General features: G+C 71.0%; 17 protein-coding genes and 1 riboswitch. Of the genes, 13 read left to right on the forward strand and 4 right to left on the reverse strand.

The window, feature by feature from the left end; all coding sequences use genetic code 11:
- The first annotated feature begins 5 nt into the window (after nucleotides 1-5).
- On the forward strand, nucleotides 6-740 hold the full coding sequence (locus U6958_RS06250) for an NrtR DNA-binding winged helix domain-containing protein (RefSeq protein ID WP_016448794.1): 735 nt from the start codon (nucleotides 6-8) through the stop codon (nucleotides 738-740).
- A 31-nt stretch (nucleotides 741-771) separates the two neighbouring features.
- On the opposite strand, the gene U6958_RS06255 is transcribed toward U6958_RS06250, so the two are convergent.
- Both U6958_RS06255 and U6958_RS06260 read right to left on the reverse strand, forming a co-directional pair.
- On the reverse strand, nucleotides 772-1,734 hold the full coding sequence (locus tag U6958_RS06255) for a threo-3-hydroxy-L-aspartate ammonia-lyase (protein ID WP_074923773.1): 963 nt from the start codon (nucleotides 1,732-1,734) through the stop codon (nucleotides 772-774).
- 44 nt (nucleotides 1,735-1,778) lie between these two features.
- Nucleotides 1,779-2,420, reverse strand: coding sequence for a transcriptional regulator (locus U6958_RS06260; protein WP_013800599.1), 642 nt, complete (start codon nucleotides 2,418-2,420; stop codon nucleotides 1,779-1,781).
- 81 nt (nucleotides 2,421-2,501) lie between these two features.
- Between U6958_RS06260 and U6958_RS06265 the strand changes: the two genes are divergently transcribed.
- The 11 genes from U6958_RS06265 to U6958_RS06315 all read left to right on the forward strand — a co-directional run bounded on the left by U6958_RS06265 (nucleotide 2,502) and on the right by U6958_RS06315 (nucleotide 17,164).
- Complete coding sequence (locus U6958_RS06265; protein WP_074923806.1) at nucleotides 2,502-2,993, forward strand: YbaK/prolyl-tRNA synthetase associated domain-containing protein; 492 nt, start codon at nucleotides 2,502-2,504, stop codon at nucleotides 2,991-2,993.
- 57 nt (nucleotides 2,994-3,050) lie between these two features.
- The gene (locus U6958_RS06270) at nucleotides 3,051-3,959 is read left to right on the forward strand and encodes a CHAD domain-containing protein (RefSeq protein WP_074923772.1); all 909 of its coding nucleotides are present in this window, start codon (nucleotides 3,051-3,053) and stop codon (nucleotides 3,957-3,959) included.
- 54 nt (nucleotides 3,960-4,013) lie between these two features.
- A riboswitch (cobalamin riboswitch) is annotated at nucleotides 4,014-4,298 on the forward strand.
- Nucleotides 4,299-4,426: 128 nt separating this feature from the next.
- Nucleotides 4,427-6,658, forward strand: coding sequence for a TonB-dependent receptor (locus U6958_RS06275; RefSeq protein WP_074923771.1), 2,232 nt, complete (start codon nucleotides 4,427-4,429; stop codon nucleotides 6,656-6,658).
- Between the two features lie 10 nt (nucleotides 6,659-6,668).
- Nucleotides 6,669-7,610: an ABC transporter substrate-binding protein gene (locus tag U6958_RS06280; protein ID WP_074923770.1), complete on the forward strand. Its 942-nt coding sequence runs from the start codon at nucleotides 6,669-6,671 to the stop codon at nucleotides 7,608-7,610.
- A complete protein-coding gene (locus tag U6958_RS06285) occupies nucleotides 7,607-8,629 on the forward strand; it encodes an iron ABC transporter permease (RefSeq protein WP_074923769.1) in 1,023 nt (340 codons plus the stop codon). Before U6958_RS06280 ends, U6958_RS06285 begins: the two co-directional genes overlap by 4 nt.
- A complete protein-coding gene (locus tag U6958_RS06290; RefSeq protein WP_074923768.1) occupies nucleotides 8,626-9,393 on the forward strand; it encodes an ABC transporter ATP-binding protein in 768 nt (255 codons plus the stop codon). Before U6958_RS06285 ends, U6958_RS06290 begins: the two co-directional genes overlap by 4 nt.
- Before the next feature lie 4 nt (nucleotides 9,394-9,397).
- Nucleotides 9,398-10,420 (forward strand): LLM class flavin-dependent oxidoreductase, encoded by a 1,023-nt coding sequence (locus U6958_RS06295; protein WP_074923767.1) that lies wholly within the window; start codon nucleotides 9,398-9,400, stop codon nucleotides 10,418-10,420.
- Between the two features lie 27 nt (nucleotides 10,421-10,447).
- Nucleotides 10,448-11,497, forward strand: coding sequence for a cobalamin biosynthesis protein CobW (gene cobW / locus U6958_RS06300; protein ID WP_061289518.1), 1,050 nt, complete (start codon nucleotides 10,448-10,450; stop codon nucleotides 11,495-11,497).
- Nucleotides 11,498-11,526: 29 nt separating this feature from the next.
- Nucleotides 11,527-15,345: a cobaltochelatase subunit CobN gene (gene cobN, locus U6958_RS06305; RefSeq protein WP_074923766.1), complete on the forward strand. Its 3,819-nt coding sequence runs from the start codon at nucleotides 11,527-11,529 to the stop codon at nucleotides 15,343-15,345.
- Entirely contained in the window at nucleotides 15,342-16,493 is a 1,152-nt protein-coding gene (locus U6958_RS06310; RefSeq protein WP_074923765.1) for an ATP-binding protein, read from the forward strand. Before cobN ends, U6958_RS06310 begins: the two co-directional genes overlap by 4 nt.
- Before the next feature lie 209 nt (nucleotides 16,494-16,702).
- Nucleotides 16,703-17,164, forward strand: a complete 462-nt coding sequence (locus U6958_RS06315; protein WP_084027467.1) for a VWA domain-containing protein — start codon at nucleotides 16,703-16,705, stop codon at nucleotides 17,162-17,164.
- A gap of 18 nt (nucleotides 17,165-17,182) precedes the next feature.
- Here the strand turns inward: U6958_RS06315 and U6958_RS06320 are convergent, their stop codons facing one another.
- Both U6958_RS06320 and U6958_RS06325 read right to left on the reverse strand, forming a co-directional pair.
- Entirely contained in the window at nucleotides 17,183-18,256 is a 1,074-nt protein-coding gene (locus tag U6958_RS06320) for an ATP-binding protein (RefSeq protein ID WP_016448780.1), read from the reverse strand.
- Nucleotides 18,253-18,987 (reverse strand): response regulator, encoded by a 735-nt coding sequence (locus U6958_RS06325; RefSeq protein ID WP_016448779.1) that lies wholly within the window; start codon nucleotides 18,985-18,987, stop codon nucleotides 18,253-18,255. Before U6958_RS06325 ends, U6958_RS06320 begins: the two co-directional genes overlap by 4 nt.
- Before the next feature lie 380 nt (nucleotides 18,988-19,367).
- Between U6958_RS06325 and U6958_RS06330 the strand changes: the two genes are divergently transcribed.
- Nucleotides 19,368-22,508, forward strand: a complete 3,141-nt coding sequence (locus U6958_RS06330) for an efflux RND transporter permease subunit (protein WP_074923764.1) — start codon at nucleotides 19,368-19,370, stop codon at nucleotides 22,506-22,508.
- The last annotated feature ends 178 nt before the right edge of the window (nucleotides 22,509-22,686 follow it).

The following is a 22,686-nucleotide window of genomic DNA, read 5'->3' on the forward strand; positions in this document are numbered from 1 at the left end:
ATCCCATGGCTGAAAAAAATTCCCCATCCCCGCAGGGCGCGCTGGACTTCCCGCGCCCGTTCACCACGGTGGACGTGGTCATCTTCACGGTGGCAGACGATGCCCTGCAGGTGCTGCTGGTGCAGCGCCCCACGGCGGGCAGCGAGCCGTTCCCGGGGCTGTGGGCGCTGCCCGGCGGCTTTGTGGATGTGCGCCAGGACGCGGACCTGCTGGCCTGCGCGCGGCGCAAGCTGCTGGACAAGACGGGTGTGGACAGCCCCTACCTGGAGCAGCTGGGAAGCTGGGGCGGCGCGGCGCGCGACCCGCGTGGCTGGTCGGCCACGCATGTGTATTTCGCGCTGATCCCGGGGCATGACCTGATCCTGGCCAAGGGCGCGAATGCGGCCGATGTGTCGTGGTTTGCCGTCGATGAACTGCTGCGCGCGCCTGCGCTGGCCTTCGACCACGGCGAGATCCTGCGCGCAGCGGTGGAGCGGCTGCGGGGCAAGGTGGAATACACCTCGCTGCCGGCCTTTCTGCTGCCCGAGCCTTTCACGCTGCCGCAGCTGCAGCAGGCCTACGAAGTGGTGCTGGGCCGCCCCGTGGACAAGAGCGGTTTTCGCACCCGCATGATGGCGGCCGGCTTTCTGGTGGAGGCCGGCCAGGTGGAGGGCACGTCACGCCGCCCCGCCATGGGTTACCGCCTGGCCGACCGCAGCGCGCCCGTGGTGTTTCCGCGCACCTTCAGCCCGCGCGGGTGAGGGCGGCCTTCGATCAGGGCCAGGATCAGGATCAGGCGCCCAGCAGGCTGCAAAAGCGCTGCATGTCCACGTTGCCGCCGCTCAGGATGATGCCCACGCGCCGGCCGCGCAGCTCCTCGCCTTTCTGGCGCGCGGCGGCCAGGCCCAGGCAGCCGGTGGGCTCGATCACGAGCTTCATGCGCGTGGCCAGGAAGCCCATGGCATCGACCAGCTCGGCATCGCTGGCGGTGAGGATGTCGGTCACGTCGCGCTGGATGATGGGGAAGGTGATGCCGCCCAGGTGCTGGGTCTGGGCGCCGTCGGCAATGGTCTTGGGGGTGTCTATGTGGACGATGCGGCCTGCGCGCAGCGACTGCTGGCCGTCGTTGCCGGCCTCGGGCTCCACGCCGTAGAGCGCACACTCGGGGCTGAGCGCACGCGTGGACAGGGCGGTGCCCGACAGCAGGCCGCCGCCGCCCAGCGGCACGAAGAGGGCGTCGAGCGGGCCGGTTTCCTCCAACAGTTCCTTGGCGGCCGTGCCCTGGCCGGCCAGCACGTCGGCATGGTCGTAGGGCGGGATCAGGGTCAGGCCATGGCGCTCGGCCAGGTCGCGGCCGATCTGCTCGCGGTCTTCGGTATAGCGGTCGTAGACCACCACCTGGCCGCCATAGCCCTTGGTGGCCGCCACTTTGGCGGCGGGCGCGTCATGCGGCATGACGATGGTGGCGGGAATCTCCAGCAGCCTGGCAGCCAGTGCAATGGCCTGGGCGTGGTTGCCCGAGGAAAACGCCACCACGCCGGCCTTGCGCTGCGCGGCGCTGAAGCGAGACAGGGCGTTGAACGCGCCGCGGAACTTGAAGGCGCCCATGCGCTGCAGGTTCTCGCACTTGAGAAAGACGCGGGCGCCCAGCGCATCGTCCAGCGTGCGCGAGGTGAGCACGGGCGTGCGGTGGGCATGGCCCTGGATGCGTTGGGCCGCTGCGGCCACGTCGTCATAGGTGGGAAGGCTTGTCATCGGTACGGGAGAGAAGGGGTTGCAGACCGGCGGGGTGCCGGGAGCTATTTGGCGTAGCTGTAGACCGTGGCGCGCGACACGCCCAGGTGGGCGGCAATGGTCTCCATGGAGCGGCGCACATCGAGCAGGCCGGCGCCCTTGAGCTCGCGGACCAGGGCGCGGCGCTCCTCGGGCTTGAGGGCGCGCGGCGTGGTCGCCAGGCGGGCCGCGAACTGGTCGATGCGGGCACGCACCGTGTCGGCGCCTGCGCCGGCGCCCGTGGGGTCCAGCATTTCGCGCGCGGGGGTGTCGCCGCTGACGGCGGCAAAGCGGTTGAGCATGCCCTGGAAGCCCTGGAACATCGTCAGGTCCACATTCATGCACAGCGCGGCGATGTAGCGGCCCTCGGAGTCGCGGATGCCGATGGACGTGCTCTTGGCCTGGCGGCCATCGGCGAACTGGTTGGGGTAGTTGGCGATGACCTGCTCGTAGCCGGGGTCGAGGATGCGGGCCAGGCCCAGCTCCGTCGCGCCCTGGCCCACTTCGCGGCCCGACAGGTTGTTGTGGATGGCCAGCACCGCATGGGACGGGTCGAGCAGGTCATGCACCACCACCTCGCAGAACGGGGCAAAGGTCTGGCCCAGGCCTTCGGCGATCTGGGCCAGCTGGTCCAGAAGCTGGCGCTGTTCAGGGGTTCGTTGGGTCATATTGGACATTTTGTTTTGAATTGGACAAAATGTCAAAACCCAGGCGACCTGCCTTCTTGTCCGTTTCTTGTGCTCCCTGCCATGTTCGACACCCTTGTTCACCTGCTGCAATCCCAGGACGCGCGCTTTCGCGTGATCGAGCACCCTGCCGAGGGCCGCTCCGACCTCGTCGCCGAAATCCGGGGCACGGCACCCGGCCAGGGCGCCAAGGCCATGCTCTGCAAGAGCCGCGATGCGGCCGGTGCGGGCGATCCCCAGCTGTTCCTGGCCGTGCTGCCCGGCGACCGCAAGCTGGACTTCAAGCGCCTGGCCCAGGCCGTGGGCGTGCGCAAGGCCACGCTGGCCTCGCCCGAGGAGGCCCAGGCCGCCACGGGCTGCGTGATGGGATCGGTGCCGCCGTTCTCCTTCAACCCGCAGGTGCGCCTGGTGGTGGACCCGGCCCTGGTCGAGCGCTTTGGCGAGATCGCCTTCAACGCAGGCCGGCTGGACCGCTCCATCGTGCTGGACTCGGCCGACTATGTGCGCATTGCCCGGCCCGCGCTGCACAGCCTGAGCGGGGATGGCGCCGATTGACCCGGGGGCCGGGCGGTGCCCACAATCGCAGCAACGCCCGCACATCCTCTCCTGACCATGACCACCCCTGCCAGGCAGTTCCCCGACCGGCCCGATGCGGCCGGCTTTGTGCGTGCGACGCTGGCTGCCGCACTGGCCCAGGTGCAGTCGCATATGGATGCCGTGGATGCCGTGGATGCCGTGGATGCCGTGGACGCCGGCAGCGGCGAGGCCGAACGCATCCACCAGCTGCGCGTGGCCCTGCGGCGCCTGCGCACCCTGCTGCGCGAATGCGCAGGGCTGGCGCCCGGCATGCGCGCCGAATGGGATGCCCCGCTGGCCCTGGCCTTTGCGCGCCTGGGCACGCTGCGCGATGCCGGCACCCTGGCCGACGTGGTGCGGCCGCTGCTGCAGGACGCCGATGCGCCCTTGTGCGATTGGGCCGTGCCGGATGCCGGGCAGGCCGACGCGGACGCGGCCGCTGCGGTGCGCGAGCCGCAGTTCCTGCAAACGCTGGCCGAGATCCATGCGCTGGCGCAGGCGCCTGCAGGCAAGCGGCAGCCCGGCCTGGTCAGCCTGTCCGCCGCAGGCACGCGCAAGTACCTGGCACGGCGGCTGGCGCGCCTGCACCGCCAGGTGCTGCGCGACGGCCGGCACTTCGACCGCCTGCCGCTGGCGCAGCAGCACCGCGTGCGCAAGCGGCTCAAGCGCCTGCGCTACCTGGCGGACTTCGCGCGGGAATTCGCGCCCGGAATGTGGCCCGGCAAAAAGGGCCGGCGCTTTGCCGAGGCGCTGGTGCCCGCCCAGGACGCGCTGGGCCTGCACAACGACATGGCCGTGGCGGCCGCGCTTTTTCGTGACGAGGCCGGCACGGATCCGCGCGCCTGGTTTGCCGCCGGCTACCTGCAGGCCCGCCTGGCCACCAGCGCGCGCAGCAGCCGCCGCGCGCTGCGTGCGCTGGCCCGCGTGCCGGGCTTCTGGGCCTAGACCGCATCAGCGATAATCCGCCGCTGGCGCACCGCCGCAGCCCCTGGGCCGTGGCGGTGCGCTGTTGCTGAAGGTGCCCCATGCCGCTTGCCGGCCAGGGGTTCAACGGGAAGCAGGTGCGCGATGCCATCGAGGTGGCCGCTCGCAATGCCTGCGCTGCCCCCGCAACGGTCAGCGGAATACAACTCCCCACGCTGGCGCGCCACCCACCGGTTGCGCGCCGCAAGCCACTGTGTCTGGACGGACATGGGAAGGCGGGGATGCCTGCTGCAGCGCGCCCACGATGCGCGCCGCAGCGTTCCGCAAGCCCGGATACCGGCCTTCTGCATTGCTTTCGGACGCCGCGGGAGTGCGCCTGTCCGGTCCGGCCCCAGCCTGCGCTGGCGTGGCCGGCTCCGGCGTGCGCGCCGTGCGGCGTGGTTCAGACGATAGGCCCCACGGGTGACTGGGGCAGTTGGATTCAACGCATGCGCTTCGCTTCTTTGGCCGCCGATTGTTCCGGCCCCTTTCCCCTTCCTCCCTTCCTGCGCCCGGCCACCGCTGCGGCCGTGCTGGCCTGCTGCGCCGCGGCGGCCGGCGCCGCACAGGAACCGGCGGCCGGTAAAGCCGGTGCATCCGCCGACGATGCGCTGGACGCCGTCTTCGTGACCGCCACGGCGCGGCCCGAGGCGCGCAGCCGCATCGCGGGCACCACGCAGACCATCGACCGCGAGGCCATAGAGCGCTCCAGCGCGCGCTCGGTCACCGACCTGCTGGCCGAGAACGCCGTGGGCTTTCTCAGCGAATGGACGGCGGCCCAGACCTCGATGAACCTGCGCGGCGCCTCCACCGACGGCCAGGGGCGCGACTTCCGCAGCCAGGTGCTGGTGCTGGTCAACGGCCGGCGCGCGGGCACGGCCAACCTGTCCAAGCTCAGCCCCTCGGATGTGGAGCGCATCGAGATCGTGCGCGGCCCGTCCTCGGTGATCTACGGCAGCCAGGCCATGGGCGGGGTGGTCAACATCATCATGAAGACGGGAGCGACAGCGCCCGGCACGCGCGCCCAGGTCCAGGCCGGTTCATGGGACCTGTGGCGTACCGATGCGCAGACGGCCGGCGCCAATGACCGCTTCGACTGGTACTTCGGCGTGAGCGCAGGCGGGCGCGGCGACTACGAGTCGGGCGATGGCGGCACGCGCATGGAGAACACGGGCTGGAAGCGGCGCGGCGCCAGCGGCGCCCTGGGCTGGCAGCTGCACGAGCTGCACCGCGTGGAGCTGCAGCTGCGCACGGACGGCATCTACAACGCGGGCTTTCGCGGATCGGGCGCCAACATCTACAGCCGCGACAACCGCAGCAACCGCTCGCTGGACCTGACCTACGAAGGCGCACTGCCGGGCCAGCGCCTGAGCTGGACGACCCACCTCTACAGCCTGGTCGATACCGATGAGTTCAACTGGGCATCGCCCGTGATCCGCTCGGGCAACAGCGCCGTGCCCGGCACGGCGCGCGACTACAACCACCGCCAGCTGGACGCCACGGGCCTGCGCTTTCAGCCGCGCCTGCGTGTCAGCCAGACCAATGACCTGCTGATGGGCTTTGACTGGGAGCGCAGCAAGCTGCGCTCCGACCGCCTGCGCGTGGCCATGCCGGGCGGCCCGGCGGGCCAGGTTGCGCCCTACGACAACAACCAGACCGAGCAGGTGCACGCGCTGTACTTCGAGGACGCGCAGACCCTGTTCGACGACCGCCTGACCCTGCGTGCCGGCCTGCGCAAGACCTGGGGCACGACGCGTTTCGACGATACGCCCAACCTGGCCCTGGCCCAGGCCAGCACGCGCGACTACGACAACCACACCTGGTCGGCCGGCGCCACCTGGAAGGCCACGGACCAGCTTACGCTGCGCGCTGCGGCCTCCACGGGTTTCCGCGCGCCCACGGCCACGGAGCTGGCCTCGGACTTCACGGCCGTCGGCGGTGGCCGTACCTTCGGCAACCCCAACCTCAAGCCCGAGACCAGCCGCCAGATCGAGGTCGGCGCTGCGCTGCAGCAGCCCGGCTGGCGCGTGGATGCGGCCCTGTTCCAGAACACCATCAGCGACCGCATCATCACCGTCTCGCGCGGGGCCACGACCAATACCTCGGACTACGCCAACAACGCGGCCGACATCGTGGCGCGCGGCCTGGAAATGCAGGCCGACATGGACCTGGCGCGGGCGCTGAACCTGACGGGCCACCAGCTCAAGGCCTGGGCTGGCGGCTACTACCACTTCAGCATGCGGGACAAGGGATCGCCAGCGTCGGCCAATACCGACAAGGTGCAGCGCATGTACCGCTACGAGGCCTCGGCCGGCGTGCGCTACGGGCGCGGCAGCGGGCGCCTGCAGGGCGACTGGAGCCTGCAGCTGTCCACGCTGCTGCGCGGTCCCATGTGGTACGACACGGAAGAGGCGCTGCTCATCCCGCAGGGCGAGCCCCGCAGCACCTTCATCCACCGCAAGGGCGCCTTCACCATCTGGAACCTGCGGGCCGACTACCGCGTGTCGCCGGGCGTCAAGCTGTTCGCAGCCGTGAACAACCTGTTCGACCTGAACCGCCATCCCATCTTCATCGCGCTGGACCGTGCGCCCTGCATCGCCAACCCGGCGTACCAGAACGGCGGCTGCGGAACGTCGATGGCCGGGCGCGAACTCATGGTCGGCCTCCAGGCAGAGTTTTGAGGACCATGGCATGAGGCAAGCCAGCACCACGCGCCGCCAGTTGCTGCGCCAGGGCGCGGCGGCGGCCCTGGCCTGCGGCCTGCCCGCGGCCTGGGCCGACACCGTCGCTGCAGGCGGGCCGGTGGTGCTGCAGGATGCGCTGGGCCGGCGCGTGGAGATTGCCGCCCCGCCGCAGCGCATCGTCTCCATCTTTGCCTCCAACACCGAGCTGGTGGCCGCGCTGGGCCTGCTGGACCGCGTGGTGGGCGTGGAGGATTTCACGCGCTTTCCGCCCGGCGTGGAGCGCATTCCCAAGGTGGGCGGGCGGCTGGGGTTCTCGGTGGACGCCGTGGTGGCGCGCCAGCCGGACCTGGTCATCGTCACGCCCGCGCGCCAGGCGGCGCACCAGCTGGTCGATCCCATGGAGCGCATCGGCGTGCCGGTGATGGTGCTGCTCAGCCGCTCGCTGGCCGAGGTGATGGACAACCTGCGCCTGGTGGCCCGCGCCACGGGCGTGCAGGCGCGCGGCCAGGCGTTGGCCCTGGCGCAGGAGGCGCGGCTGCTGCGCGTGGACCGGCAGGTGGCCGGCCAGCCCCGGCCGCGCGCGCTCATGGTCACGGGCCGGCTGGGCAACGGCATGCTGCTGGCGGCCCGGCCGGGCACCTATACGGGAGAGGCCATGGTGCGCGCGGGCGCTTCGTTCGCGCTGGACGGCCTGGGCACCGTGCCCCAGGTCTCGCCCGAGGCCGTGCTGGCCGCCGACCCCGACGTGCTGCTGTTCGCGGGCACGCAGGAGGCCATGCAGGACCTGATCGGCCAGCGCGGCTGGCGCGACCTGCGTGCCGTGCGCGCGGGCCGGGCCACCACGGTGGCGCGTGCCGAGTTCCTGATTCCCGGGCCGCGCACCTTCGGCGGCGTGGAAAAGCTCTCGCGCTGGCTGCACCCTGCGGCCTGGGCCGGGGAGGCCGCATGAATTCCCTTTCACATCCACCTGCGTGGCGCCCCTGGGCCGGTGCGGTCCTGCTGCTGCTGGCCAGCCTGCTGATCGCCGCCTGCGCGGGCCACCAGTGGGCCAGCCCGGCCGACCTGCTGGCCGCGCTGGGCGGCGAAGACAGCCTGCGCAGCCGGCTGCTGCTGCAGTGGCGCGTGCCGCGCGTGCTGGCAGCCGCCCTGGTGGGCGCGCTGCTGGGGCTGTCGGGCGCCATCTTCCAGGGCGTGTTCCGCAATCCGCTGGCCGAGCCCTATCTGCTGGGCGCCTCGGGCGGCGCGGCGCTGGGGGCGACTGTCGCCCTGCTGGTTCCCATGCATCTATTGTTCGGCCTGCCCCAGGCATGGACGCTGCCCGTGCTGGCCTTTGCGGGCGCCTGGGGTTCGACCGTGCTGGTGCTGGCCGTCTCGCGCGTGGCCGGTGCCACCGATGCGGCCGGCATGCTGCTGGCCGGCGTGGCGCTGGCGGCCGTGCTGGGCGCGCTGCGCTCGTTCCTGATGCTGGCGCTGTCCGATGAGACGGTGAGCCTGCAGGTGGTGCTCAGCTGGGTGCTGGGCGGAATACAGACGCCGTCCTGGAGCGGCCTGGGCCTGCTGGCCGGTGCCTCCCTGGCCTGCCTGGCCGGGGCCATGGCGCTGGCGCGCGGGCTGGACCTGCTGGGCCTGGGGCAGGATGCGGCCCAGGGCTTCGGCCTGGACGTGGCGCGCTTCACGCCGCTGGCCGTGCTGGCCGGCTCGCTGGTGGTGGCCGTGGCCGTGGCCTATGGCGGGCTGGTGGCCTTCGTGGGCCTGGCTGCGCCGCACATCGCGCGCTGGATGGCGGGACCGCTGCACCGCGCAGCCCTGCCGGCGTCGGCGCTCACGGGCGCCATCATCGTCACGCTGGCCGATGCGATTGCGCGCAGCGTGCTGCCGCCGGCCGAAATCCCGTTGGGTCTGGTCACGGCCGTGGCCGGCGGGCCCTTCTTCATCGTGCTGCTGGCGCGCAGGCTGAGGTCCGCATGAACGATCAAGCCATGGACGACGCCGTGCCACGCCTGCAAGCCCGGTCCCTCACGCTGCGCCATCGTGGCCGCAGCGTGCTCGATGCGGTCTCTGTGCAGCTGCCCCCGCGCGGCGCCGTGGCCCTGGTCGGACCCAATGGCGCAGGCAAGTCCAGCCTGCTGTCCCTGCTGGCGGGGCTGCAGGCGCCTGCATCCGGCAGCGTGCTGCTGGACGGGCAAGACATCGCAACCCTGCCCGTGGCCGAGCGCGCACGCCGCGTGGGCTACATGCCGCAGCGCTTTGCGCCGCACTGGGACCTGACGCTGGCCGAGCTCATGCACATGCGGCTGGCGGGCCGGGGTGGTGTCGAGGCGGCCGTTGCCGGCGCCGGGCTGCAGGATTTCGCGCGCAGGCGCTGGTCCACGCTGTCCGGCGGCGAGCAGGCGCGTGCCCTGCTGGCCACCGTGCTGGCCACCGACCCGCCCGTGCTGCTGGCCGACGAGCCCGGCGCCGCGCTGGACGTGCGCCACCGCCTGGCCCTGGTGCAGGCGCTGGCGCAGCGCGGGCGCGAGCGGCTGGTGCTGGTGGTCATGCATGACCTGGACCTGGCGCTGGCGCACTTCGGGCGCGTCATCGTGCTGGACCAGGGGCGCATTGCGCTCGATGGGGCCCCTGCCGAGCTGCTGCATGCGCCGGGGCTGGATGCCGTGTTCGGCGTGGATTTCGAGCGCATCGACGCACCCCCGCAAACCTTGCTGCGCGCGCGGCTGAAACAGGAGAACTGACCCCATGCGCATCGATCTGGCCGGCTGGACGCGCGACGCCACGCGCGGCGACCACCGTGAATTCCTGGCGCTGTTCGAGCGCGCCGAGCGCCTGGGTTTCCAGGGCGTGTGGTTCAACGAATTCCGCGTGCCCGATACCGCCTGGCCCTATCCCTCGCCCCTGCTGCTGGCCGCCGCCGTGCTGGCGCGCACCGAGCGGCTGCGCGTGGGCACCTCGGTGCTGGTGCTGCCGCTGCACCATCCGCTGATGCTGGCCGAGGAGATTGCCCAGCTGGACCTGCAAAGCGCCGGCCGCATCGACGTGGGCGTGGGCCGGGGCACGGAGCCGGCCGCGCTGCGCGCCCTGCAGATCGATGCGGACAGCACGCGCGAGCGCTTCGAGCAGTCCTGCCGCATCCTGGTGGAGGCGCTGTCCGGCAAGCCCATCGCAGCGGGGCAGGGGCCGTGGCGCTTCGAGGACCGGCCCGCCCTGCCTTCGACCGTGCAGCGTCCGCATCCTCCCTTGTATGTGGCCGGCTCCACGGCTGAGACCCTGGGCTTTGCCGTCGATCAGAATCTGCCCCTGCTGCTGAGCCTGGAGCCGCCCGAAGGCATGCAGCTGGAGCGCCTGGAGGCCGCTGCCCGGGAGCGCGGGCGCGGTGCCGCCGCGCTGCGTGCGCGTTCATCGCTGGCGCGCTATGTCTGCATCGGTGCCGACGAGGCCGCCGTGCAGGCCCAGCTGGCCACGCTGTGGCCGCAGCTGTACCAGCGGCGCGTGTACTTTGCGGGCAAGCGCGGCGTGCCGGCCGACCAGGTGCTGCCCATCGATGTGACGCGCGTGCTGGCCGAGCAATTCATCCATGGCACGCCCGAGCAGTGCCATGCGCAGATCGCCGCCTTGCGCGAGCGCACGGGCATGGGCCAGCTGCGCTGCGTCTTCAACGCCAACGGCCTGTGGAGCGATGCCCAGGCCCTCGCCGGCATGGAACTGTTTGCGCAGGAGGTTCTTCCTTCATTGCGCAGCGCCGTGCCTTTCGCCACCGTCTGACTTCCTCTTTTTTCTGGAGAACCTTCCATGCAAACCGCCAAGATTCCCGCCACCATCGTCACCGGCTTTCTGGGCAGCGGCAAGACCACGCTGCTGCGCCACATCCTGGACAACGCGGGCGGCCGGCGCATTGCCGTCATCGTCAACGAGTTCGGCGAGCTGGGCATCGACGGCGAGATCCTCAAGGGCTGCGGCATCGGCTGCGACGACGAGGGCAACGAGCGCGAAGGCGCGCTGTACGAGCTGGCCAACGGCTGCATGTGCTGCACGGTGCAGGAAGAGTTCTTCCCCGTGATGCGCGCGCTGGCCGAGCGCCGCGACCAGATCGACGCCGTGATCATCGAGACCTCGGGCCTGGCCCTGCCCAAGCCCCTGGTCCAGGCCTTCCAGTGGCCCGAGATCGCCAACGTGTTCACCGTGGACGCGGTGGTCACCGTGGTGGATACGCCGGCGGCCGCCAGCGGCCAGTTCGCCGCCAATCCCCAGGCCGTGGACGAGCTGCGCCGCGCCGACCCCAACCTGGACCACGAATCGCCGCTGCACGAACTCTTCGAGGACCAGCTGGGCGCGGCCGACCTGGTGGTGCTCAACAAGACCGACCTGGCCGATGCTGAGGCCCTGGCGCGCGTGACCGCCCTGGTGCGCGAGGAGCTGCCGCCCGAGGTCAAGATCGTGCAATCGTCCCAGGGCCGCCTGCCGCTGGACGTGGTGCTGGGCCTGGCCAAGGCGGCCGAGACCACCATCGACCAGCGCGTGAGCCACCACGACCACGACGAGGACCATGACCACGACGACTTCGACTCCTACGTGATCGACCTGCCCGCCGTGGACCGCGACCGCCTGCTGGCTGCGCTGGAGACGCTGGTGGAGCAGCACAGCATCCTGCGCGTCAAGGGCTTTGCCGAGATCCCGGGCAAGCCCATGCGCTGGCTGCTGCAGGGCGTGGGCCGCCGCTTCGACCACCATTTCGACCGCGCCTGGCGCGAGGGCGAGGCACGCGGCACGCGCCTGGTGTTCATCGGGCAAGACCTTGACGAAGCAGCGCTGCGCAAGGGCCTGGAGAATGTGGCCGCCTGACCTTCCGATTCCGTACTGAAACCTGTTCCATGCACCTGCTGTCCACGCGCCCCGGCGGCTTCGTCGAGGATGAGAGCATCGTCACCCGCCTCGACCAGACGCCGGCCGACATCGTCATCCTGAGCTCGGCCGACACCACGCTGGCCCTGCTGTCCTCGGCCGTGGCCGCGCTGGCCGGGGCGTCGGCGGACTTTCCCTCGGTGCGGCTGGCCAATCTGCTGTACCTGCGCCAGCCGGCCTCGCTGGACCTGTATGTGGACGAGGTGCTGCGCCATGCGCGCGTGGTCATCGTGGACCACCTGGGCTCGGAATCGGCCTGGCCCTACGGCATCGAGCAGATCGGCTCTCTGGCGCGCCGCAAGGGGCAGCGCCTGGCCATGTTCTCGGGTGACCTGCAGGAAGACCCGCACCTGCTGGCGCGCAGCACGCTGCCGGCCGCCGCCTGCCGCCAGCTGTGGCAGTACCTGCGCTCGGGCGGCGCGGCCAATGCGCGCGAATTCATCAAGGCCACCGTCTACCACGGGCTGGACCGGGGCGATGCGCCGCTGCCGCCGCGCACCCTGCCGCAGGCGGCTGTCCACGTTCCCCCGGCGCTCTTCGCTGCCCGGAGCCATGCCCAGGTCCAGGCCCATGACGTGGCCGGCATCGACGACCTGCAGCGCGCCTGGACGCCGGGCGCGCCCACCGTGGCCCTGGTGTTCTACCGCTCCCACCTGCTGGCGGGCAATACGGCGGCCTTCGACGCCATGGCCCTGTCGCTGCAGCAGCGCGGCATGAACCCGCTGCCCGTGGCGCTGGACTCGCTCAAGGACCCGCTGTGCCTGGCCACGCTGCGCCAGCTCTGCGAAGACCATGCCGTGCAGCTGGTGCTCAACACCACGGCGTTCTCGGCGCTGGAATCGGGCACGGCCCTGGCCGGCGATGCGCCCGTGCTGCAAGTCATTGCCAGCGGCGGCAACCGCGAGGACTGGTGGGCCGACAGCCAGGGCCTGCGCCCGCGCGACATCGCCATGCAGGTGGTGCTGCCCGAGATGGATGGCCGCATCATCACGCGCGCCATCAGCTTCAAGGGCCTGTCCCACCGCTGCGCCTTCACCCAGGCCGACGTGGTGGCCTACCAGCCCGAGCCCGACCGCGTGGACTTCGTGGCCGACCTGGCCTGGCGCTGGTGCCGCCTGCGCAGCCTGCCCGCGCGCGACAAGCGCCTGGCCCTGGTGCTGGCCAACTATCCGGGCAGCGAAGGCCGCATCGGCAGCGGCGTGGGGCTGGATACGCCAGCCTCGGTGATCGCCATCCTGCAGCACCTGGCTGCCGAAGGACACGAGCTGGGCGACCCCGCGCAGCTGCCCGCCGATGGCGAGGCGCTGATGCACACCCTGCAGCAGGGCATTGCCAACGACCCGGCCCAGTGGCCGCTGCGCCCGGCCTGGCAAAGCTATGCGCTGGACGAGTACCTGGCGCGCCTGGCCGCGCTGCCGGACGGCATGGCCGACGCCATCACGGCGCGCTGGGGCGCGCCCGAGGCCGACCCGCTGCTGCGCCAGGGCCGCTTCATGATCGCGGGCCTGCGCCTGGGCCATGTCTTTGTCGGCATACAGCCGGCGCGTGCATTGGTCGGTAAAGGCATGGGCGCGCAGGACTATGCGAGCTACCACGATGCCGAACTGGTGCCGCCCCACAGCTACCTGGCCTTCTACTTCTGGCTGCGCGACCGCTTTGCCGTGGACGCCATGGTCCACGTGGGCAAGCATGGCAACCTCGAATGGCTGCCGGGCAAGAGCCTGGCGCTGTCGGGCGCGTGCTGGCCCGATGCCGTCCTGGGCCCGCTGCCGCACCTGTACCCCTTCATCGTCAACGATCCCGGCGAAGGCGCCCAGGCCAAGCGCCGCAGCCAGGCCGTGATCATCGACCACCTGATGCCGCCGCTGACGCGCGCCGAAAACCACGGCCCGCTGCAGGACCTGGAGCGCCTGGTGGATGAGTACTACGACGCGTTGCTGGTCGATGCGCGGCGTGGCGCGCTGCTGCGCCGCCAGATCCTGGACATCGTGCGCCGCCAGCACCTGGACCAGGAGCTGGACCTGGCGCCCGGTGCCGCGCAGGACGACGATGCCGTGCTCGAACGCATAGACGCCTACCTGTGCGAGCTCAAGGAAACCCAGATCCGCGATGGCCTGCATGTCTTCGGTGCGTCGCCGCAGGGGCGCCAGCGCCGCGACACGCTGCTGGCGCTGGCGCGCTTCCCGTCGGACGAAGGCCAGGGCCTGATACAGGCGCTGGCCGCCGACCTGCTGGACAGCCCCGGGTTCGACCCGCTGCGCATGGAGCCTGCACGCCCCTGGACCGGCGCGCGCCCCGCCGCCCTGCAGGCCGTGAGCGACGAGCCCTGGCGCCATGAGGGAGACACGCGCGAGCGCCTGGAGCTGCTGGCGCAGCAGTTGCTGGAAGGTGAGGCCCCGGCCGGGGACTGGCCGCAGACACGCGCCGCACTGGAACAGGTGCATGCCGTGCTGGCGCCCGCGCTGGATGCCTGCGGCGGCGAGGAACTGCGCCAGCTGCTGCGCGGCCTGCAGGGCCGCTTCGTGCCGCCCGGGCCCAGCGGATCGCCCTCGCGCGGGCGGCCCGACGTGCTGCCCACGGGGCGCAATTTCTACACGCTGGACACGCGCGCCATTCCCACCCAGGCCGCCTGGGAGCTGGGCCAGCAGGCCACGCTCAGGCTGCTGGAGCGCTATCTGCAGGAGCATGGCGAGTACCCGCGCACCCTGGGCCTGTCGGTCTGGGGCACGGCCACCATGCGCACGGGCGGCGATGACATCGCCCAGGCCTTTGCGCTGATCGGGGTGCGCCCCAAATGGGCGCCCGGCAGCCAGCGCGTGGTGGACTTCGAGGTGGTGCCGCGCGTGGGCATGGGCCGGCCGCGCGTGGATGTGACGCTGCGCATCTCGGGCTTCTTCCGCGATGCCTTCCCCGGCGCCGTGCAGATGTTCGACGCGGCCGTGCAGGCCGTGGCCGCGCTGGACGAGGACGCCGAGGACAACCCCATACGCGCGCGCATCCTGGCCGAGGCCGAGCAGCTGCAGGCGCAGGGCATGGACGCCGTGCAGGCCCGCCTGCAGGCCGGCTGGCGCGTGTTCGGTGCGCCGCCCGGCCACTATGGATCGGGCCTGGGCGGACTGTTCCAGAGCGGCGACTGGCAGGGCGATGCCGACCTGGCCCAGGCCTACCTGGGCTGGAGCCAGCATGCCTACGGCCAGGACGCCGAGGGCGTGCCCGCAGGCGATGCGCTGCGCCGCCGCCTGGGCGAGCTCGACGTGGTGGCCCACAACCAGGACAGTCGCGAGCACGACATCCTCGACTCGGGCGACTACTTCCAGTTCCAGGGCGGCATGGCCTCTGCCGTGCGCCACCTCTCGGGCCGCCAGCCCGCGCTCTACCACGGCGACCATGCCAACCCGGCCCAGCCGCGCGTGCGCTCGCTCAAGGAGGAGATTGCGCGCGTGGTGCGCTCGCGCGTCACCAATCCCAAGTGGATGGACGGCGCCAAACGCCATGGCTACAAGGGGGCCTTCGAGATGGCGGCCACGGTGGACTATCTCTTCGGCTTCGACGCCACCACGCAGCAGGTGGGCGACCACCAGTACGCCCTGGTGGCCGACGCCTATGTGCTGGACGCGGCCACGCGCGACTTTCTCGTGCAGCACAATCCGCAGGCCCTGCGCGACATGCTGGAGCGCCTGCTCGAAGCCATGCAGCGCGGCCTGTGGGAGCAGCCCGGCGACTATCGCCAGCAGCTGGAAGACCTGCTGCTGGAACATGAAAACCACCTCGAAGGACTGCGCGGATGACCGCCTCCCCTGACCTGGGCAGCGGCGCCCAGCCCGCGCTGCCGCCGCTGTTTCCCTTTGCCGCCATCGCGGGCCAGCCCCTGCTGTGCCAGGCGCTGCTGCTGGCCGCCATCGACCCGCAACTGGGCGGCGTGCTGATCGAGGGGCCGCGCGGCACGGCCAAGTCCACGGCCGCGCGCGCGCTGGCCGAGCTCATCGATGCCGCGCCCTTCGTCACGCTGCCGCTGGGCGCCTCGCTGGAGCATCTGGCCGGCTCGCTGGACCTGGGCCAGGCCATGGCCGGCCATGCACTCAAGTTCGCGCCCGGCCTGCTGGCGCGCGCCCATGGCGGCGTGCTCTATGTGGACGAGATCAACCTGCTGCCCGATGCCCTGGTCGATGTGCTGCTGGATGCCGCCGCCAGCGGCGTCAACGTGGTCGAGCGCGACGGCATCTCGCACCGCCACGTGGCGCGCTTCGTGCTGGTGGGCACCATGAACCCCGAGGAAGGCCAGCTGCGCCCGCAGTTGCTGGACCGCCTGGGCCTGTGCGTGCGCCTGGCCAATGTGCAGGATGCGGCCCAGCGCCAGGCCATCGTGCGCGCGCGGCTGCTGTTCGATGCCGACCCCGCAGCCTTCCGCGCCCGCCATGCAGACGCCCAGGCCGCGCTGGCCGCGCAGCTGCGCACGGCACGCGAGCGCCTGCAGCCGGCCGGCGCGCTGCCCTGGTCCGACGCGGTGCTGCAGGCCGCAGGCGCGCTGTGCATTGCCGCCCAGGTGGACGGCCTGCGCGCCGACCTGGTGCTGCTGCGTGCTGCACGCGCCTGGGCCGCCTGGCTGGGCGATGCCGAGGTCACGCCCGACCATGTGCAGGCCGTGGCCGAGCTGGTGCTGGTGCACCGCCGCAAGCCGGGGGCGCCGCAGCCGCAGCAGCCACAGCCGCAGCAGCCATCCCCACAGCAGGCGCCATCGAATCCGCCTTCGCAGTCGCCGGCACAAAGCCGGCCGCCTGCCCAGGCCACGGCCAACGGCGAAAGCGGCAGCCAACCCTCCGAGTCCGACTGGGGCGCCATGCCGCCCGAGCCCGTGGGCCTGCTGCGTGTCGCCGTGCCTTCGTTGCTGGCCCGCGAGGCCGCAAAGCCCGGAGCGCCCGCCGCAAAAAAAGCCTGAGCCCTCGCGGCCCCGCGCCACAGGCAAGGGATGCGAGGGCGGGCCAGCAGGCGGCCGGCCAGCCCCGGCTGGCCCAGGCGCAAGGCGGGCCGCCTACCGGCAGCTGGGACTGGCCGCGCACGCTGGCCGCGCGCGGCGCCCAGGCGCTGGCGCCCGAACATCTGCAGCGCCGCCGCGAGCCGCCGCAGGCCACGCGGCTGCATTGCTTTGTGCTCGATTGCTCGGCCTCCATGGCCGCCAGCGGCGCACTGGCGCGGGCCAAGGGCGTGCTGCTGTCGCTGATGGAAGAGGCCTACCGCCGCCGCGAGCAGGTGGCGCTGATCTGCTTTGCGGGCACGCGCGTGGAATTGCGCCTGCCGCCGCGCAAGGCTGCGGCCTGGAATGACGACTGGATCGCGCCCATCGGCGGGGGCGGCGGCACGCCGCTGCAGGCGGCCGTGGAGCAGGCGGGCCAGTTGCTGCAGCGCCATTGCGGCGCAGAGGCCTCCTGCCAGGGCTGGCTGTGGCTGCTCACCGACGGCCGCACGCGCGAGCGGCCCGCGCGGCCTGCGGCGGCGCAGGAGGCAGGCATCGTTGACTTCGAATCAGGCCGCGTGCGCCTGGGCCGGGCTGCAGCGCTGGCCGCTGCCTGGGACGCACGCCATGTGCGGGCCGATGATTTCGCAGGCTGATCTGCGGCTCTGACGAGGTCAGGCCGGCCAGCTCAGCTCGAACAGCGCGCCGCCGCGCTCGCCCGGCAGGCATTGCGCCCGCCCGCCATGGGCCTGGGCAATGGCCTGGACCACGGCCAGGCCCAGTCCGCTGCCCTTGCTGGCCCCCACGCCGGCGTTTTTGCGGCTGCGGGCGCCTTCGCCGCGCTGGAAGGCGTCGAAGATGCGCGGCGCAAGGTCCGCCGCCACGCCGGGGCCGCTGTCTTCCACGCGCACGGTGCACAGGCCCTGGCGCACCCGGGCCGCCACCAGCAGGGGGCCGGGCTGCGCATACAGCATGGCGTTCTCCAGCAGGGCCAGCAGGGCCTGGCGTATGCGCACGGGGTCGCAGACCACGGGCTGCTCGTCCAGCTCCAGCGCCAGTTGCAGGCCCGCCTGCTCCAGCGCCGGCCCCACGGCCAGGGTCACCGATCGCACCTCGCCGGCCAGGCAGGTCTGGCGCAGCTCCAGATGCAGGTGGCCGTTGTCCTGCAGGCCCAGCAGGCGCAGATCGTCGATCAGGCGCGTCAGCCCCTCGACCTGGGTCATCAGGCTGGCCAGCATGTCCTTGCTGGGCAGGAAGACGCCGTCGGACAGGCCTTGCAGCCGTCCGCTGAGGATGGTCACGGGCGTGCGCAGCTCATGGGCGATGGCCGCGCTCCAGAAGGCGCGCTCCTGCGCCATGCCTTCCAGGCGCTGGGCCAGGCTGTTGAAGTCGTGCACCAGCTGGGCGGCCTCGTGCAGCGCGCTGTCGTCGGTGTGCGCGCGCGCCGAGAGGTCGCCCTGGGCCAGCTGGCGCAGGCTGATGGCCACCGAGTCCAGCGAGGGCAGGATGCGCCGCGACAGCCGCGTGGCCACGAAGATGGCGATCAGCAGGGCGATGACCAGGGTCAGCAGCACCCAGGCCAGCTCCACGCTGGAGGGCATCCAGCCGTCGGAGACGCTGGCCGGGTGAAAGGTCAGCAGCAGTGCATAGAAGGCGTACGAACCCAGCACGCACAGCACGACCACGGCCAGCGTGACGGCCGACATGGTCAGCACCACCTGCCGGCGCAGGCCCGGCACTGCGCTCATGGATCCATCCCCAGCCGGTAGCCCACGCTGCGCACGCTGTCGGGCATGCCCTGCAGGCCCAGGCCTTCGAGCTTCTTGCGCAGCTTGCTGATGTGGCTGTCCACGGTGCGTTCCAGCGTGTGGCCTTCGGGCAGGCAACTGAGCAGCAGCTCGGCGCGGCTGAACACGCGCCGGGGCGAACGCACCAGGCTGGCCAGCAGGTTGAATTCGGTCACGGTGAGTTCGGGCACATGCGTGGCGCCCTGCACCTGCACGCTGACCTCGCGGCTGTCCAGATCCACGCGAAAGGGGCCGGCCTGCAGCAGCTTGGTATCGCGGAGCCGGCCCTGGCCGCAGCGGCGCAGCACGGCCTGCACGCGCGCCACGACCTCGGCCGCATTGAAAGGCTTGCCCACGTAGTCGTCCGCGCCAATGCGCAGGCCGATGAGCTTGTCCACGTCCTGGTTGAGGGCGGTGAGCATGATGACGGGCGTGTCGCCGCGCCGGCGGATTTCGGACAGCACCTGCCAGCCGTCGAGGCGTGGCATCTGCACGTCGAGAAGAACGAGATCGGGTTTCAAGTGGTGGTGCAGTTCAAGGGCCTGCTGGCCATCGGCGGCATGGACGGTGCGCAGGTCGCTGCGGGCCAGGTAGGCGCACAGGATGTCTGCGATCTCGGGCTCGTCCTCGGCAACGAGGATGAGCGATGTCGATGGCTGGAAAGGCAAGGGCTGGGCAATGATAGAAGCCATTTTGGGTCGCGGCGGCGGCTGTGTTCATCTCCATCGTTCTTCCACATTTCCCGGGCCGAAATGCCATCGAAAGAACGCAAGCTGTTTCCCTGTGCCGCCGCCATTGGCCGGCATGCGAAACAAAGCGATGAATATGAAGTCACAGCGGCAGTGCCGTATGAGCGGGTGGAGCGGTCAGCTTTTGCAGCGGCTCCCTGAGTGAATGGCCCTTGCGGCAACACGCCGCAGGCCGAAGCCGCACCGGCAGGAGTTTCCTTCATCCCCATGCCTCCTGGCAATCTGGATTTGCATCCGGATGGCCCCTCAGATGATTCGGCGCCAGGCGCCGTATTTTTTCCGCAGCGCGCCCTGGCGCGCATTGAAAACCAGACCTCGCGTCCATGCCACAGTTCTTCATTCACCGGCCCGTCTTTGCCTGGGTCATCGCGCTGTTCATCGTGCTGCTGGGCGTGCTCGCCATCCCGCAATTGCCGATATCGCGCTATCCCACGGTGGCGCCGCCCACGGTGAGCCTGTATGCCACCTACCCGGGCGCCACGCCCAAGACGCTCAATGATTCCGTGGTCTCGCTGATCGAGCGCGAGCTGTCCAGCGTCCGCCACCTGCTGTACTTCGAGTCCTCGGTGGACACCTCGGGCTCGGCCGAGATCAAGGCCACCTTCAAGCCCGGCACCAACCCGGAGCTGGCCCAGGTGGATGTGCAAAACCGCATCAAGGCCGTGGAGCCGCGCCTGCCGCAGGCCGTGCGCCAGAACGGGCTGCAGGTGGAGTCGGCCACGTCGAGCTTTCTGCTGCTGGTGGGCCTGATCTCGCCGGGCGGCGAGTTCGACGAGCTGGCACTCAATGACTACATGGCGCGCAACATCGTGGAGGAGCTGCGTCGCATCGAGGGCGTGGGCCGCGTGCAGCTGTTCGGTACCGAGCAGGCCATGCGCGTCTGGGTCGATCCGGCCAAGCTGATTTCCTACGGGCTGTCCATGGGCGACCTCACCCAGGCCATACAGCAGCAGAACATGCAGATCGCCCCGGGCCGCGTGGGCGATGCGCCGACCGCGCCGGGCCAGCGCGTGACCACGCCGCTGACGGTGCAGGGCCAGCTGACCTCGCCCGCGCAGTTCGCGGCCATCGTGCTGCGCGCCCATGCCGACGGCTCCCGCCTGGTGCTGGGCGACGTGGCGCGCGTGGAGCTGGGCGCGCAGTCCTATGCCTTCTCCAACCGCGAGGACGGCAAGCCCGCCACCAGCGCCGCCGTGCAGCTGTCGCCGGGTGCCAATGCCGTGCGCACGGCCGCCGCCGTGCAAAAGCGCATGGCCGAGCTGGCCTCCATCCTGCCGCAGGGCATGCAGCACACCATCTCGTTCAACACCGCGCCCTTCGTCAAGATCTCCATCGAGAAGGTGGTGCAGACCCTGGTCGAGGCCATGGTGCTGGTCTTCCTGGTGATGTACCTGTTCCTGCAGAACCTGCGCTACACGCTGATCCCGGCCATCGTGGCGCCCGTGGCGCTGCTGGGCACCTTCGCCGTGATGCTGGTGGCGGGCTTTTCCATCAACGTGCTGACCATGTTCGGCATGGTGCTGGCCATCGGCATCATCGTGGACGACGCCATCGTCGTGGTCGAGAACGTGGAGCGCCTCATGGCCGAGGATGGCCTGTCGCCGCGCGATGCCACGCTCAAGGCCATGAAGGAGATCACGGGCGCCATCATCGGCATCACCCTGGTGCTGACGGCGGTGTTCATTCCCATGGCGTTCGCCAGCGGCTCGGTGGGCGTGATCTACCAGCAGTTCACGCTGTCCATGGCCGTGTCCATCCTGTTCTCGGCCTTCCTGGCCCTGAGCCTGACGCCGGCGCTGTGCGCCACCTTGCTCAAGCCGGTGGCGGCAGGCCACCATGAGAAGAAAGGCTTCTTCGGCTGGTTCAACCGCGGCTTCGAGCGGCTGACGAACCGCTACGAGGCCCATGTCACGGGCCTGGTGCGGCGCACGGGCCGCATGATGCTGCTGTTCGCGGCCATCGTGGCCATCCTGGTGTTTGCGCTGCGCCAGCTGCCCTCGGCCTTCCTGCCCGAGGAAGACCAGGGCTACTTCATGACCTCCATCCAGCTGCCGGCCGATGCCACGGCCGAGCGCACGCTGGACGTGGTCAAGCGCTATGAGGAGCATGTGGCGCAGCGCCCCGGCATCGCCTCCAGCATCTCGGTGCTGGGCTTCAGCTTCGCGGGCTCGGGCCCGAACGCGGCCATGGCCTTCACCACGCTCAAGGACTGGGACCAGCGCAACGGCGCCACGGCCGGCGAGGAAGTCTCGCTCGCGCAAAAGGCCATGGAACACGCGCCCGAGGGCGCCATCATGGTGCTGCAGCCCCCGGCCATCGACGAGCTGGGCACTTCCTCGGGCTTCACCATGTACCTGCAGGACCGCACGGGCCAGGGCCATGCCGCGCTCAAGTCGGCCACCGACCAGTTGCTGGCGCTGGCCGGCAGCAGCAGCGTGCTGGGCTCGGCCTACCAGGACAGCCTGCCTTCGGGCACCAGCGTGCGGCTGGAGATCGACCGCCAGAAGGCCCAGGCCCTGGGCGTGGGCTTTGCCGCCATCAGCGAGACGCTGTCCACGGCCATGGGCTCGCTGTACGTCAACGACTTCCCCAACGCCGGACGCATGCAGCAGGTCATCGTGCAGGCCGACGCGCCCGCGCGCATGCAGATCGATGATGTGCTCCGGCTGAACGTGCGCAACGCTGCGGGCGGCATGGTGCCGCTGGCCGAGTTCGCCACGCCCGTGTGGTCCGAGACGCCGCTGCAGCTGGTGCGCTACCAGGGCTTCCTGGCGTCGCGCATCTCGGGCACGCCTGCGCCCGGCGCCTCCAGCGGCGCGGCCATGGCCGAGATGGAGCGGCTGGTGGCCCAGCTGCCGCCCGGCTTTGCCGTGGCCTGGACCGGCCAGTCGCTGCAGGAGCGCCAGTCGGCCGCGCAGGCTCCCCTGCTCATGGCCCTGTCCATGCTGGTGGTCTTCCTGGTGCTGGCCGCGCTCTACGAGAGCTGGTCCATCCCGCTGTCGGTGATGCTGGTCGTGCCCCTGGGCCTGCTGGGCGCGGTGGCGGCCGTGCTGCTGCGCGGCATGCCCAACGACGTGTTCTTCAAGGTGGGCCTGATCACCATCATCGGCCTGTCGGCCAAGAACGCCATCCTGATCGTGGAATTCGCCAAGCAGCTGCGCGAGGAAGGCCAGGACCTGCGCGAGGCCGCCATCAAGGCCGCACGCCTGCGGCTGCGGCCCATCCTCATGACCTCGCTGGCCTTTGCGCTGGGCGTGGTGCCGCTGATGCTGGCATCAGGCGCCAGCGCCGAGACCCAGCACGCCATCGGCACGGGCGTGTTCGGCGGCATGGTCAGCGGCACGGTGCTGGCGGTGTTCTTCGTGCCCGTCTTCTTCGTCTTCGTCCTTGAATGGCAGCGGCGCATCGCCGGGCCGCGCGGCAGCGCGCGCCGGCCGCCGCCTGCTGCCGACCCTGGAACCTGAACCATGCCCCTCTGGATCGCGCTCAACGCCCTGTGCTTTCAGGGCCGCCCGCCGGCACAGTCTTCGAACCCTTGCGCGCCATCGGCGCCTGCAGCCCCCGCGCGGCAGGCCGGGCCCACCGGACCCGAGCCGCCGCGTGCAAACGCAGGTGCGCATGCCGGCCCCCTTGGCCCCGACG

Source organism: Delftia lacustris, assembly GCF_040267515.1.
GTDB lineage: Bacteria > Pseudomonadota > Gammaproteobacteria > Burkholderiales > Burkholderiaceae_C > Comamonas > Comamonas tsuruhatensis.

Bases quoted from the DNA above. Each gene is read 5' to 3' on its own strand.
- U6958_RS06250 (WP_016448794.1), top strand. From the start codon at position 6: ATGGCTGAAAAAAATTCCCCATCCCCGCAGGGCGCGCTGGACTTCCCG.
- U6958_RS06255 (WP_074923773.1), bottom strand. From the start codon at position 1,734: ATGACAAGCCTTCCCACCTATGACGACGTGGCCGCAGCGGCCCAACGC.
- U6958_RS06260 (WP_013800599.1), bottom strand. From the start codon at position 2,420: ATGACCCAACGAACCCCTGAACAGCGCCAGCTTCTGGACCAGCTGGCC.
- U6958_RS06265 (WP_074923806.1), top strand. From the start codon at position 2,502: ATGTTCGACACCCTTGTTCACCTGCTGCAATCCCAGGACGCGCGCTTT.
- U6958_RS06270 (WP_074923772.1), top strand. From the start codon at position 3,051: ATGACCACCCCTGCCAGGCAGTTCCCCGACCGGCCCGATGCGGCCGGC.
- U6958_RS06275 (WP_074923771.1), top strand. From the start codon at position 4,427: ATGCGCTTCGCTTCTTTGGCCGCCGATTGTTCCGGCCCCTTTCCCCTT.
- U6958_RS06280 (WP_074923770.1), top strand. From the start codon at position 6,669: ATGAGGCAAGCCAGCACCACGCGCCGCCAGTTGCTGCGCCAGGGCGCG.
- U6958_RS06285 (WP_074923769.1), top strand. From the start codon at position 7,607: ATGAATTCCCTTTCACATCCACCTGCGTGGCGCCCCTGGGCCGGTGCG.
- U6958_RS06290 (WP_074923768.1), top strand. From the start codon at position 8,626: ATGAACGATCAAGCCATGGACGACGCCGTGCCACGCCTGCAAGCCCGG.
- U6958_RS06295 (WP_074923767.1), top strand. From the start codon at position 9,398: ATGCGCATCGATCTGGCCGGCTGGACGCGCGACGCCACGCGCGGCGAC.
- cobW (WP_061289518.1), top strand. From the start codon at position 10,448: ATGCAAACCGCCAAGATTCCCGCCACCATCGTCACCGGCTTTCTGGGC.
- cobN (WP_074923766.1), top strand. From the start codon at position 11,527: ATGCACCTGCTGTCCACGCGCCCCGGCGGCTTCGTCGAGGATGAGAGC.
- U6958_RS06310 (WP_074923765.1), top strand. From the start codon at position 15,342: ATGACCGCCTCCCCTGACCTGGGCAGCGGCGCCCAGCCCGCGCTGCCG.
- U6958_RS06320 (WP_016448780.1), bottom strand. From the start codon at position 18,256: ATGAGCGCAGTGCCGGGCCTGCGCCGGCAGGTGGTGCTGACCATGTCG.
- U6958_RS06325 (WP_016448779.1), bottom strand. From the start codon at position 18,987: ATGGCTTCTATCATTGCCCAGCCCTTGCCTTTCCAGCCATCGACATCG.
- U6958_RS06330 (WP_074923764.1), top strand. From the start codon at position 19,368: ATGCCACAGTTCTTCATTCACCGGCCCGTCTTTGCCTGGGTCATCGCG.